This is a genomic window from Photobacterium arenosum (assembly GCF_014841115.1).
GTDB lineage: Bacteria > Pseudomonadota > Gammaproteobacteria > Enterobacterales > Vibrionaceae > Photobacterium > Photobacterium arenosum.
Window position 1 is genome coordinate 75403 of record NZ_JACYTP010000011.1, and the last position, 12863, is coordinate 88265.

A 12863-nucleotide genomic window follows, 5' to 3' on the forward strand; every position below is an offset into this window, starting at 1 on the left:
CATAAAAAATCTGCAAAATAAAAAAATCATATATAGTTAAATTAGTTCAATGACGTTTTTGCCTGCAGTAATTGCAACTTAGTTGGACGCTTCTGAACCTTGGAAAAGGTATGTGAGACACGGACTTATACGCAGGATGGATGCTGATATGACAAGAAGTGGTCACCTATTGAAGTTAACCTGTTTGACGGCTGCCGCTATGGTGCTAGTGACTGGCTGTACGTCAAATTCGTTGCCCTCTTTACCCAAGGCTACCCCTCAGCCTTCTTTGACAAAAAATATCAATCAATACAAATACCTGATAGGCCCAGGAGATACCCTCAACATTTTTGTCTGGGGAAATCCTGAAATATCCGGTGCTTATATTGTCCGTCCGGACGGCATGTTAACAACATCTCTGGTGGACGATATTCCTGCATCGGGGCGTACGCCGACTGAGCTGGCTGGCAGTATTGAGGCCCGCTTGGCGGAATATGTCCGGGATCCCATTGTCAGCGTGATCGTACAAGGTTTTGTCGGGCCTTACAGTGAACAGGTGCGGGTAATTGGGGAAGCTCAACAACCCATGGCCATTAACTACCGGGAAAACATGACGTTACTGGATGTGATGGTTGCCGTTGGCGGACTAACGGATTTCGCAGACGGCAATGATGCTCGTTTGATCCGCGTGGTTAATGGCCAGCAAAGGGCCTATGGACTGAATCTGGGAAATCTGCTGCGTGATGGTGAGATTGGGGACAACGTAGACATACTCCCTGGTGACATCATTATTATTCCGGAAGCCTGGTTCTAATTGGAGGTTACATGCAGGAACAATTTCAGAACCTGATTGAGTATCTGCACAGTGTGTGGCTACGCCGCAAGTGGATCATCATAGCCACCTGGGTAATCTGCCCCCTTGGGTGGGCTGTGGTCACAATCTGGCCAAACCAATACACAGTTGAAGCCAGAGTGTATGCGGACACACGGTCGATACTGCAACCTCTGCTGAAAGGCCTGGCGATACCGAATGATTCGAATCAGGAATTGAGTCTGATGGTGAAAACCCTGCTGAGCCGGCAGAATCTGGAAACCATTGCCCGCTATACCGATGCAGATCTAAAAGCCACCACCAATGAGGAATATGAAGATATTCTTGCTGAATTGAAGGAAAACATTGAGATCAAATCCGCAGGCAGAGAAAACCTGTTCAGTATCAGCTACAGCGGTACCGATCCGGTTTATGTCAAAAATGTCGTGCAGTCGGCTTTGGATGTATTTGTTGAAAATACCTTAGGTAAAAACCGGCAGGATACGGATAAAGCCAGTGCGTTCATTGCGCGTCAGTTATCTGACTATGAAAAGCGGCTGGCAGATGCTGAGCTAAAGCTGGCTGAATTCAAACGCGAGCATGCCGGCTACTTACCCAGTTCCGAAATGGGTTTCAGAGGCCAGCTGGATGCAGTGAATGGCGATATTGAAGACACCCAGCTTGAGCTGCAGGAAAGCCGGACGCAACTGGAAACGGCCAAGCGCAAGCTGAACGAGGAAATGGCACTGGCGGCCAAAAATCAGGGGGCAATACGCACCGAATATGATGACAGACTGGATGCGCTTCAGGTCAGGCTGGATGGCCTGTTATTCCGCTTTACTGACAAACATCCGGATGTGAAAGAAACCAAGCGTCAGATCGCTGAACTGGAACGGCAAAAGCGTGAATGGCTGGCGCTGTCGACGGATGATGGCAACAGTGATTTCAGAAGCACTGAGTTTTTTCAGAATCTGAAATTGCTGATCAGTCAGTTAGAGAATGAAGTTGCCTCGTTGCAGGTTCGCGAAAAAGCACAAACGGATAAAGCACTGTTCTTGCAAGACAAACTTGTGCGGATGCCAGATGTAGAGGCGCAACTTACAGGGTTAACCCGGAGTTACGACATTACCAAAAACAAATTTGAAGAGCTGCTATCTCGCCGTGAATCTGCGCTGATATCCCAGAAAGTGGGCGCGGCTTCGGATGATATTACTTTCAGGGTTGTCGATCCTCCGCGAGCCCCGCTGAAGCCATCCGGGCCAATTCGTCCATTGTTTTTGGTCTTGGTACTGATTGCAGGTTTGGGGGTGGGGGTTGCACTGGCTTTCCTGACCAGCCAGCTCTATCCGGTTGCCACCTCTGCCAACCAATTGTATCAGCTGACAGGATTACCCGTGCTGGGCGGTGTTTCACCGACAGAGCAATCCGGCCTTGCCGCTGTTGCACGTAAAGAAAAATGGCGTTTTGTCTGGGTGAGTACCGCACTTGTCGTGTGTTTCCTGGGTTTCATGGCGTTGAATGTCGTGACTTCAATTCATACGCTAATCATGCAGGAGATGGGTTGGATATGAGTATTATTCAAAAGGCGATGGAGAAAAAGTCGGCCAGTCTGAGCAAAAAAACGGTGAAGTCGTCATCAGATAATGACATGCCTCAGAGTTCAGAGCTGCTGTCTGGTCAGTCAGTCATTCAGGACTTGGTTCATGAAACCGACTCCGCCAACATTCAGAGCCTGAGTCAGAACGTTGAACAGGAAGCTTTCTTTAAACCCGTTCATCAGCCTGTGATGTCAGACGGATTTCCGCAAGCCTGGCGGCGGCCGGCAACCATAGAGATAGATAGCGAACGGCTCAGAGATTTAGGCATGGTTTCGCATACGGATAAACAGGTCAATCCAGGCATCACCAATGAGTTCAGGGCCATTAAACAGAAATTGTTCCACACTGCTTTCGGCAGCGGGGCTCAGTTTCAGCAAAGAGCCAATCTGTTGATGGTGACCAGTGTCTCGCCGCGGGAAGGCAAAACATTTACGGCTGTGAATCTGGCGTTGAGCATGGCATCCGAGAAAGACAAAACGGTATTGCTGGTTGATGCGAATGTGCTGAAACCAGGGGTTAGTGACATGCTGGGCATACAGGCGCAGGCCGGACTGATTGATTTCTTGCAAGGGAGCGTTACTCACCTGTCAGAAATTATTTACCCCACGTCGATTCCCAATCTGCGCCTGATTCCTGCCGGCAAACCGCACCATCTGAGCAATGAGTTGCTGGCCAGTAACAAAATGGAAAAACTGATGAATGAACTGGCGCATCGGTATCCGGATCGTATGGTGATATTTGATTGCCCGCCACTGCTTGGCATAGTCGAAACCATGACCTTGTCTAAGTTATTGGGACAGGCACTAGTGGTGGTGGAGCAGGACAGATCAAGGTTGGACGATGTAGAAGTCGCGGTGTCTCAACTGAATAAGGATATGGCAATCGGATTTGTAATGAACAAAGCCGTGCGCAATGTATTTGGTCAATACAGACATGGACATGAGTATGGCGCTACAGAGGATCAATCCTAGTTTATATTTGCTGGGAAGCCTTTCACTGTTAGGGCAACCCAGTCAGGCGGCGGATGTGAAGTTAACGCCATACGCAGGAACAGAATTTACTTTTACAGACAACGTAGACAGAACCGCCAGCGAGACGCAAAGCAGTTTCATTACTGAGCTGGATGCCGGCATCGAAGGCACCATAGAAGGTAGCCGGGGATTAATCAGCCTGGATTACGCACTGAGGTATCTGTATTACACCGAGGGCGAACAAAGCGATGAGTTGTATCAGGATTTAGACTTTATTGCATACAAAGGCCTGGGGCGTAGTGGGTTTCAGGTAGATGCCAGTGCATCTATCGATAACATTGCCAGCGACATCGCCACCGATGCGAATGCCGATGTGATCAGCGGGGATACGATTCAGAGCAATGAAGCTGAAGTGGGTCTGAGCTACCAAACCAACCCGTTGAGCTCCATGGACTTGCGTTCGAGAGTTTATACCAACGTCATCAATAACGAGGACGACATAGGTAATTACACGGGCTGGGGCGGGAATATTATTTACGCCAATGGCCGTTCAGTACGGGATGCATTCTGGCGGCTAGGGGCTTTTTATGACTACCGTAAAGGCCGTGACGATGGCATTTCTACCGAATTTACCCGGCTGAATGAAATCATAGGGTTGCAGACCATCAGCGGATTCTCACCATTCTTGCGGCTGAATTATGAGAATTACGACGGTGTGACAGATTCCTCAGAGAATGAAATTTTCAACTGGGGTGGGGGTGTGCGCTATTTTATAGACCGCTATTCCTACGGGGAAGTGAGTTACAACTTCTCAGAAGATGATGTGAACAGTGATTTTTGGGCCGGTGCGATCAACCTTAACCCAACAGACAAAACGCGCTTTTATTTTGAGTACGACAAACGAATAAAAGGGGACAGTTACGCCGCTGAAATCCGAAATCGCACACGGCGTTGGACCAATACCCTGACTTACACGGAATCACCAGACAGCTATGAAAGGGATAGATTTGTCGATGGCGGGCGCATTGATGAAATCTATCTGAGAAAAGAAGCACGCTGGCTGTCTGAACTGACGCTTCGTCGCACACTGTACAGCTTTTCTCTCTATCAGATAGACAGGGAAACGCTGGAGTCGTTGTCTGATCTGACAGACGACAACTCCCGGGGTGTCGAGTTGGATGTGGATCACCAGCTGTCCCGTGTGTTATCCGGCCACATTGGCTATGCCTATGAGCGTTATGACTTTACGTATATTTCAACCGGTGATGAAAGTGATGATTATCATTCGTTCAGCCTGGACACGACGTATTTTTTCCGACCTGAGTTGTTCACTCAAACTGGGGTGGAATATTACACGCGTTCCTCGTCGGACTCGGAAAATGATTACGATGAAACCCGGATTTTCATCGATGTAAGGGTGGAGTTTTAGCTATGTATGAAGCGCATTTTGGATTTACGGATAAACCGTTTAAGTTAAGTCCTGACCCACGTTTTTTCTTTGCAAGTCCTCATCATGAGAAAGCGCTGTCTTATCTGCAATACGGGCTGTCTTTAGAAGAAGGCTTTATTGTGGTCTCAGGCCCGATAGGCACAGGGAAAACCATTCTTGTTCATCGGTTAATGTCCAGTCTGGATGAGTCGGTTACTGCGGTTCAAATTGCCACCACCCGGCTTTCTCCAGATGAACTTGTGAAATTGGTTGCCGCTAAATTCAACGTCCCCACGGAAGGGCTGAGTAAAGCCGACATACTGAAGCGGTTTGAACAGCACCTTTATGGGTTGAGACAGCAAGGCAGGCGCGCAGTGCTGCTGGTCGATGAGGCGCAGAACCTGCCCCCGGAAACAATCGAAGAGCTGAGAATGCTGTCTAATTTTCAGTTCAACGACAAGCCGTTATTGCAGAGCTTTCTGTTAGGCCAGGAAGAACTGAAAGGCATTATCCGGCTGCCTGAAATGGAACAACTACGGCAACGTATTATTGCCTCCAGCCATTTACAGCCACTTACACCCGATCAGGTTAAAAGCTACATGCTGCATCGCTTAGAGTGTGTGAACTGGCGGGGAAATCCAACCCTGAGCGACGGCGTATTTGAAGCTATTACCCGATACACCAAAGGCGTACCGAGAAAAATCAACATTCTTGCCGACAGGATTTTTCTTTATGCCTGCATGGAAGGCCTGACGGCCATCAATACCATCAATGTCGAACATGTTATCGCTGAGATGAGTGAAGAATTACCCGGAGAAGCACCAAGAAGCAAAGCATCAGCCAACTTGAACGGTGATCATCCGCCCATTCAGCCTGACTCGTCACGCGGGTATTCTACGCAGTATAAAAATCATTTTGATGCAGACAGACAGCCTGAAACCACGCACGCCTTCCAGGCACTCAATGATATTGAGAAAGTGCTGGATAATGTGATTGAACGTAAGATAGCCACCATCCGTAAGCTGGATCAGCTGTTGATCAACAAGCGGAAAATGCTGTTACAGTCGGGCGAAGAAGGCATTGATGATGAGCTGATCCTGAATGAGGATTATCCGCCAGGGTTGCGGGAGAAGTATTGGGTGAGGAAGTTGATGGAGTCTTCTGACTAGGGGGATTTCATTCAGCGGGTGCCATTTTTGTGGCTGGGGAATCTGGTGCAGCGGAGGTATGTCGCGCATTTAGTTTCGTGGCTCATTTGACATTGCTTGATGCGCGCCAGGTACTCTTTTGAGGCAAAAAGAGTACCCAGAAATGCCTTTGAGTTCTTTGGTGTGGTCCGGGGCGGTTGTTGGCGCTCCCGGCGCCGACAACCTAAAAATTCGTCCTGACTTTTTCCCTGATTTGTACCATCAATGGACTTTATCAAGCCGTCATTCCCGCGACAGGCGGGAATCCATAAAGCGAGTACGTTTTTGGTGGCTGGGTGGGTATGTCGCGCATTGGGTTCTGTGGCTTATTTGGCATTATTTGATGCGCGCCAGGTACTCTTTTGAGGCAAAAAGAGTACCCAGAAATGCCTTGTTGTTCTTTGGTGTGGTTCGGGCCGGTTGTAGGCGATCCCGGCGCCGACAACCTAAAAATTCGTCGTGAATTTTTCCCTGGGGGAGAGGAAAGCATTGAGCTTCTCATTCTCTGTTTTAACAAATACATCCGATAACTCAGCGAGGTTACTTATAATTCAATGCTTTACCGTCATTCCCGCGCAGGCGGGAATCCATGCGGCAAGTGCAATTCTATGGCTTCTCTGTACTGGGTAAGTGACCGATGTCGCTTTTCTCACAAGCGTATGCGTCGCTGATTTTTGGTGTAAGTCATGAAATACAAAAAAACAAATAATATCAATTGGGTAGCATCAGTTGATTGAGTAAGATACACGACATGATGTCGTGTATCTTACTGATATATTTATCTGGTTAAGTGCAGTTGGTTTAATATAATCAGATGGTTAAGTGTTTTTTTTGATTGAAAGAGTTATACGACAGAGTTATGCGACATGGTGTCGTTGAATAAAATGTTATAGCAAACGAGGAATCGAATGAGATACGGTGGCCCAAACTTCGAAAAAAAAGGATTTGTCTCCATTTGGGTAAGTAAAGTTACGCTAGATGAAATTCCTGACGACTATTTTGAAGAAAGGTTTGGAGAGGACTATGAAGATACTCCTCTTAGTCAGTGGTGTGAGAATTTTGGCTTTGGTTATTACGACCATGATCAAATTGAAGATAATGGTGTAGAAATCGGCGCCGATACTTTAGATAGGATCCTAGGCGAATGTTCTTACTCAAAATCATATGTGGAGCAAGCCGTTTCTAAAGCTAAGGAGAAAGGGTTAGGATCAGCGTCGTGGATTAGAAACTTCTTTGATTTTTCATATTCACCAGAAAGTACAGGAATTGACGAAGATCAATTCATGATTTTTCTGGGGGCCTTTGAGTATGACACAAATTCGGAAAGTAAATATGAGTCACAATTTTAGTCACATCAATGCTATAACAAGGCCAAGCAGCATCGCCCTTTCGGGGCTGGACCTCGCTACGCTCGGCCGCTGTTGGCGACGTTATGCCTATAAGAGGAAAAGAATAATGACATCAAAAGACTGCGTAGATATGAAGCAGTTAGTAATGACATTTTTAGAGATGCATATGAAAGAGTACATTAGTCCTATGTATCACTATGTAAAAGAAAATCCAGAATTAATTAAGACGGTTCCTGGGTTCCTTATGAATCCAAGATCGATATCTGTATATCTTGGGCGCACTCATATAGGTGTTGAGTTTGATGGTCCAGAGTTTATTACTGAGTTAGAGTCAGGTTTGAACATTGAGGTTAAATACTTCGATTACTCTGTAGACGAATGTAATTTAGTAGAGAAAATCATTGGCTTTGAATTTGATTCAACAAGACCAATTTCACTACCGTTACCTCCTTACTCTGAAGATATTATATTCCCGACAAATCGTGGTTTTGATAAGTTGAGAGAGTTGAAATGGAATTTTTCAGCGCAAAATTCAATCATGGGACTAAATGTACCGACCCCGTCGGTAATGAACGATCGCTTCACACGAGTAATAAATGCGTTCTTTTTTGATGCTGATGAATCTGGTTTGATAACTAGGCAAATTAAGTGGCTAGACTTAATCCCTATCGAGTTTGACAGTAGTGACCCCGAAATGGATAGTTTTGGTTTTAATCTAAGTATCTATAAGGATCTAGTGAAGCCTGACGCTCATTATATCTATCCTGCTCCAGATGAATTTAAGTATATACAACTGCCTAAGATCAATAGATTTATTGAACTTTGGGGTAACAAGGATTCAAGCGAAGTAGATATAACAAACTTTATCAGTGAAGAAGAGAATCAGTTCATTCTATCTATGAAATTTGGCGCAACAGCAATTCATTCTGAATTGACATGTGATTGGCAAAGTGAAGACCGTAAATCGATCAGACCTGACTTTTTCGTGGTTCAACCTAATGGGTATGCGGATATTGTCGAGTTCAAGTTACCTCATATACCTAAATCATTTGTGGTCGGCTCAGAAAATCGAGAAACATTTTCTGCATGGCTTAACTCGTACATATCTCAAACTAGGGCTTATGTCTCATTTTTTGACGACCCTAATAATCGCAGGTGGTTCGAAGACAAGTATGGCTTCAAGGTTCATAAGCCAAAGCGTTATCTAGTTGTCGGTCGTCGCCATGATTTCAAATCGGATGTGTGGCGTGAGATTCAGTCAGACTTTAGGGACCTAGAAATAATTACCTTTGATGATCTTATCGACGGTGTGAAAGCACAATTTTACCAATAGGCATAACAAATAAGGATACGTGTCGCGCAGCCGACACTTCTATCCGGGAATTGAACAAGCCCGGACAGCCTTATTAAGCAAATTGGTCGATTGGGATTCGGTGGGGGTTGCGCCCGCGGTTTTCTTCAGGGCGAGCGCAGCCGGGAAGTGATCACGGTGTGTTTCACTTCAATGGGTTACCGCCTGAATTCGGTCTTGCGTTGGCTTTCTCCTTGTTGATGATGCTACGCCATTCTCCTTATTGTGTTTGCCTTTCGGCTATCTCGGTCGGGTGATGCCGACGCAGTGCATTGCTTGCTGGCAGCTTGGGCAGTCCCGTGTTGCTTTCAATGGCTCGGTTTTCACAGACAACTGCCATGTTGGCAAGCCGAGCAACATCAGCTGGATGTTCAGCCGCAGTGTTCGTGCACTGCCATGCAGCAAGCCGTAGTCCCGCACCCGTTGCAACCCTTTCGGCAGCACATGCTGCAAGATCAGCCACGAGAACTGCACGACCGGCAGGGTACGTGTTGCCGGTTGCCGGGTCTGGCTGTCGGTGTAACGGAAGGTCACCTGATGGTCATTGATCCGGAGAATATCCTGGTCGGGCAAAGTCCTTCAGTACCGAGGCCGCGCAACGGTGCGGGGACCGTGAAGGTCAGCATGAAATCCCGTCCTTTATCGAACTGTTCACCTCTGCCAATGCTGGCGGTGACGGCTGCCGCTGTAATTGGCCCAATGCCTGCCACTTTCATAATTTTCTTGGCTTGGCGGCTCCGGGAAACCAGCATATCAAAGCACTGTTCTTGATCTGCAATCCGCTGATTCAGATTGAGTAAGTGTTCAAAACAATCAGAAATGATCGCTCTGGCGAGATCAGGTAGTTGATTATCAGCATCTTCAAGCGCATCAGGTATTGCGCGCTGGAGAGCATGGCGGTCGACAGAGACAATGATGCCGAACTCGGCCAGCATGGCACGGATCTGATTCAACAATGCTGTCCATTCATGGACCCAATGATCACGTGCACGGTGCAGGAGCAATATCGCTTGCTGGTCGGCCGATTTGATCCGCACGAAGCGCGTTGATGGACGGGATGTTGGCAAATGTCGAGAGAACTTTCGATCGCGATATTGTTTTGTGGATCAACATCTTGCCTTGGTGATCCTCACCGTGGATACTGAAGCTATGTTTGGGCAAATTCAATGCCATAGACAGATTGTGACATGGTGACCTCCGGCGATTTCGTGTTCAGACTAACCTAGTGTGGCAGAGCCTGATGAGGGGGAGTCCATGTCATTCGTTATGCATTTCCCCCTGAAAAATGCTCAAGTAGCAAAATGACGACTAATTAGTTATACATAAATGTGGCGTTGTATTTTTATATGGTGTGTTTTAAATCTGAAGGTAATCATCATGTCGCAAGAAATTCTACGAAAGTATCAAGTAGAAAGTACAAAGACTTTAATTCAAGAAATGGGTGACGAAGCAACAAAGCTTTCTTCCTTCCTCAAGGATATCGAAGAGCTGTGCCTGTGGCATGGAAAGTTCTTTGATTCACGTACTGGAGACAACAGCCACAGCCATGCTATCAAATTTGGCAACTATGTCCCTGGTTCGAAAGGTGATTGGGCGTTTTCTATAGAACTCCGCCCAACAGGGTGGTTTGTTACGATGCCTTGCAATGGCCGTAATGGGGTTACAAATGAAATGTTTACTAAGTCGGCGATCCCTAATGTCGTAAACTCGACAAACCATACTAGAGTGAAAAGTGAGTTTTGTGATCGTGTCTTGGTTTGGATTGACGAAGGTTTAAAACAAGGTGTTCTAGCTGCAAATAGTGGACGACTGCCTTTTTATCCTGCTAATAACCCGAAGCTTATAAATGCATAACAAATAAGGATAATTGTCGCGCAGCCGACACTTATCCGGGTGTTGGGCAAGCCTGAAGCTGCATTATTAAGGAAATAGCTTGGCTGGTACCAGAAGGCGGCGATGTGGGCTGTTTTTATCAGGATCAGTAAGCCCTTAAGCTATAAGATGACTAATAAACTCAGTTGGTTAAATGATTTTTTTACCTTAAATGTATTTACAGAACAGGGTAAAAATTCAGGACGAAATTTTAGGTTGTCGGCGCTGGGAGCGCCTACAACCGGCCCGGACAACACCAGAGGACAAAAGGCATTTCTGGTTACTGTTTGTGCCAGCAAAGAGTAACTGGCGCGCGTCAGACAATGATGAGAAAAACACCGAACTCAAGCGCGACAAACTTACTCAGCCTTAAGAATCGCATTCGTTGTATGGATTCCCGCCTGTCGCGGGAATGACGGTTTGATAAAGTCCATTGATGACACAACCCCAGGGTAAAAATTCAGGACGAATTTTTAGGTTGTCGGCGCCGGGAGCGCCTACAACCGCCCCGGACAACACCAGAGAACCCAAAGGCATTTCTGGTTACTGTTTGTGCCAGCAAAGAGTAACTGGCGCGCATCTGACAATGCCAAATAAACCACAGAACCCTATGCGCGACATACCCACCCAGCCACCAAACACGCACTCGCTTTATGGATTCCCGCCTGTCGCGGAAATGACGGCATGAAAATGTAGATTGGTGACACTATCCCAGGGTAAAAATACATGGAAGTATTTTTAGGTTGTCGGCGCAGGGAGCGCCTACAACCGGCCCGGGCAACACCAGAGAAACAAAGGCATTTCTGGTGACTATTTGTGCCAGCAAAGAGTCACTGGCGCGCGTCCGACAATGGCGAGAGAATCACTGAACTCAAGCGCGACATACCACCACGCTCAGACACACCATCACACCCAGACATACGATCACACCGATTCACCCATTCTTCACCGTGTACTTATCCATCAGCGAGTACAGTGTTGGCCGCGTAATCCCCAGTATATTGGCGGTGTTAGACATATTACCGTTACTGAGTGACAGCGCTTTCGCTATTGCCTGTTTTTCAGCTGCTTCTCTGACCTGACGTAAATTTAACGCCATGGGTTCGAGGTCATCTTCTGTAGGCTGAAGTGCCAAATCGAGCGAGCTGATGAATTTGTTGTCCGACATGATCACCGCCGATTTCACCTTGTTTTGCAACTCGCGGATATTACCGGGCCAGTTGTGCTGCAGCATTGCGCGTATGGCGTCGTCGGTGAAACCGCTGATTTTTCGCGGTGATTGCTGATTGGCCTGCTGCAAAAAATAGCGGGCCAGAATGAGAATGTCCTGATCACGATCGCGCAGTGGCGGGTTCTGAATGGTAATTTCACTGATGCGGTAGAACAGATCTTCCCGAAACGTTTTATCTGTCATCATTTGTTCGAGATTCTGGTGGGTGGCGCAGATGATTTTCACATCCACTGGAATTTCCTGACGGCCACCGACACGCTCAATCACTTTCTCTTGCAGGAAGCGGAGTATTTTGGCTTGCAGCGGATAGGGCATGTCGCCGATTTCATCAAGGAACAGCGTGCCGCCGTCGGCACATTCGATTTTGCCTGCCGTGGTTTTGTGCGCGCCGGTAAATGCACCTTTTTCAAATCCGAACAGTTCACTTTCAAGCAGATGTTCCGGAATAGAGGCGCAGTTTATGGCAATAAAAGGCTTATCCGCTCTTGGCCCTTTCGTGTGAATGGCGCGGGCGATCACTTCTTTACCTGTGCCGCTTTCACCAAGGATCAGGGTGGTGATCTCAGTAGGCGCGATGCGCTCTATCATCCGGCACACTTGCTGTATTTGCGGGCTGTTTCCGATGAACCCATTGGCTTCAAGTGAAGACTGGCGCAGATTGATGTTTTCCGATTCCAGTTTAGCCACCACAAATGCCCGGTCGATAATCACGGCCAGGATGTCATCATCTATTGGTTTGTGATAGAAATCGTGCGCGCCCAGTTCAATGGCTTTCAGTGCATTGGCTTTGTCATCATTGCCGGTAATGACGATGATTTTAGTGTCAGGTGCCAGTGCCAGCATTTCCTGCAATATGATAAGCCCTTCTGACGCATTGGCTTCATCTGGCGGGAGTCCGAGGTCTAAGGTAATGACTTTTGGCTCGTAACGTCGCAACGCAGTAATGGCCGATTTTCGGTCAGCGGCCATTACGACCTCGTACTGCGGGAAGCACCATTTCAGCTGCTTTTGAATACCTGGATCATCTTCAATGACAAGTAATGTATCCATATCGCTTTCCTTTCTGGCAAATTCTTTGTCCCGGA

General features: G+C 47.2%; 10 protein-coding genes and 1 pseudogene. 8 read left to right on the forward strand and 3 right to left on the reverse strand.

From position 1 onward, the window contains the following. The first annotated feature begins 148 nt into the window (after window positions 1–148). The 7 genes from IFO68_RS16130 (at window position 149) to IFO68_RS16160 (ending at window position 8657) form a co-directional block, all read left to right on the forward strand. Entirely contained in the window at window positions 149–793 is a 645-nt protein-coding gene (locus tag IFO68_RS16130) for an XrtA/PEP-CTERM system exopolysaccharide export protein (RefSeq protein ID WP_218385412.1), read from the forward strand. Window positions 794–804: 11 nt separating this feature from the next. Further along, window positions 805–2361: an XrtA system polysaccharide chain length determinant gene (locus IFO68_RS16135; RefSeq protein WP_192016868.1), complete on the forward strand. Its 1557-nt coding sequence runs from the start codon at window positions 805–807 to the stop codon at window positions 2359–2361. After that, window positions 2358–3359 carry an XrtA-associated tyrosine autokinase gene (locus IFO68_RS16140; RefSeq protein ID WP_192016869.1) on the forward strand — a complete coding sequence of 334 codons (1002 nt, stop codon included), beginning with the start codon at window positions 2358–2360 and terminating at the stop codon, window positions 3357–3359. The genes IFO68_RS16135 and IFO68_RS16140 overlap by 4 nt, the downstream gene beginning before the upstream one ends. Continuing rightward, a complete protein-coding gene (locus IFO68_RS16145) occupies window positions 3334–4788 on the forward strand; it encodes a TIGR03016 family PEP-CTERM system-associated outer membrane protein (RefSeq protein ID WP_192016870.1) in 1455 nt (484 codons plus the stop codon). Before IFO68_RS16140 ends, IFO68_RS16145 begins: the two co-directional genes overlap by 26 nt. Window positions 4789–4790: 2 nt before the next feature. Further along, entirely contained in the window at window positions 4791–5957 is a 1167-nt protein-coding gene (locus IFO68_RS16150) for an XrtA/PEP-CTERM system-associated ATPase (RefSeq protein ID WP_192016871.1), read from the forward strand. Window positions 5958–6883: 926 nt separating this feature from the next. Beyond that, on the forward strand, window positions 6884–7324 hold the full coding sequence (locus tag IFO68_RS16155; protein WP_192016872.1) for an immunity 22 family protein: 441 nt from the start codon (window positions 6884–6886) through the stop codon (window positions 7322–7324). A gap of 106 nt (window positions 7325–7430) precedes the next feature. Beyond that, window positions 7431–8657, forward strand: coding sequence for a Shedu anti-phage system protein SduA domain-containing protein (locus IFO68_RS16160; protein ID WP_192016873.1), 1227 nt, complete (start codon window positions 7431–7433; stop codon window positions 8655–8657). A gap of 258 nt (window positions 8658–8915) precedes the next feature. Here the strand turns inward: IFO68_RS16160 and IFO68_RS16165 are convergent. Beyond that, window positions 8916–9248 (reverse strand): annotated as a pseudogene (locus IFO68_RS16165) (transposase); the annotation flags it as partial. Continuing rightward, window positions 9206–9628, reverse strand: coding sequence for a transposase (locus IFO68_RS16170; RefSeq protein ID WP_192016875.1), 423 nt, complete (start codon window positions 9626–9628; stop codon window positions 9206–9208). The pseudogene IFO68_RS16165 and the gene IFO68_RS16170, both read right to left, overlap by 43 nt. A 424-nt stretch (window positions 9629–10052) precedes the next feature. Between IFO68_RS16170 and IFO68_RS16175 the strand changes: the two genes are divergently transcribed. Next, window positions 10053–10529, forward strand: a complete 477-nt coding sequence (locus IFO68_RS16175) for a hypothetical protein (protein ID WP_192016876.1) — start codon at window positions 10053–10055, stop codon at window positions 10527–10529. A gap of 952 nt (window positions 10530–11481) precedes the next feature. Here IFO68_RS16175 and prsR read toward each other — a convergent pair. Further along, on the reverse strand, window positions 11482–12828 hold the full coding sequence (gene prsR / locus IFO68_RS16180; RefSeq protein ID WP_192016877.1) for a PEP-CTERM-box response regulator transcription factor: 1347 nt from the start codon (window positions 12826–12828) through the stop codon (window positions 11482–11484). Between the last annotated feature and the right edge of the window lie 35 nt (window positions 12829–12863).

Bases quoted from the DNA above. Each gene is read 5' to 3' on its own strand.
- IFO68_RS16140 (WP_192016869.1), top strand. From the start codon at position 2,358: ATGAGTATTATTCAAAAGGCGATGGAGAAAAAGTCGGCCAGTCTGAGC.
- IFO68_RS16160 (WP_192016873.1), top strand. From the start codon at position 7,431: ATGACATCAAAAGACTGCGTAGATATGAAGCAGTTAGTAATGACATTT.
- IFO68_RS16135 (WP_192016868.1), top strand. From the start codon at position 805: ATGCAGGAACAATTTCAGAACCTGATTGAGTATCTGCACAGTGTGTGG.
- IFO68_RS16175 (WP_192016876.1), top strand. From the start codon at position 10,053: ATGTCGCAAGAAATTCTACGAAAGTATCAAGTAGAAAGTACAAAGACT.
- IFO68_RS16150 (WP_192016871.1), top strand. From the start codon at position 4,791: ATGTATGAAGCGCATTTTGGATTTACGGATAAACCGTTTAAGTTAAGT.
- IFO68_RS16155 (WP_192016872.1), top strand. From the start codon at position 6,884: ATGAGATACGGTGGCCCAAACTTCGAAAAAAAAGGATTTGTCTCCATT.
- IFO68_RS16145 (WP_192016870.1), top strand. From the start codon at position 3,334: ATGGCGCTACAGAGGATCAATCCTAGTTTATATTTGCTGGGAAGCCTT.
- IFO68_RS16130 (WP_218385412.1), top strand. From the start codon at position 149: ATGACAAGAAGTGGTCACCTATTGAAGTTAACCTGTTTGACGGCTGCC.
- prsR (WP_192016877.1), bottom strand. From the start codon at position 12,828: ATGGATACATTACTTGTCATTGAAGATGATCCAGGTATTCAAAAGCAG.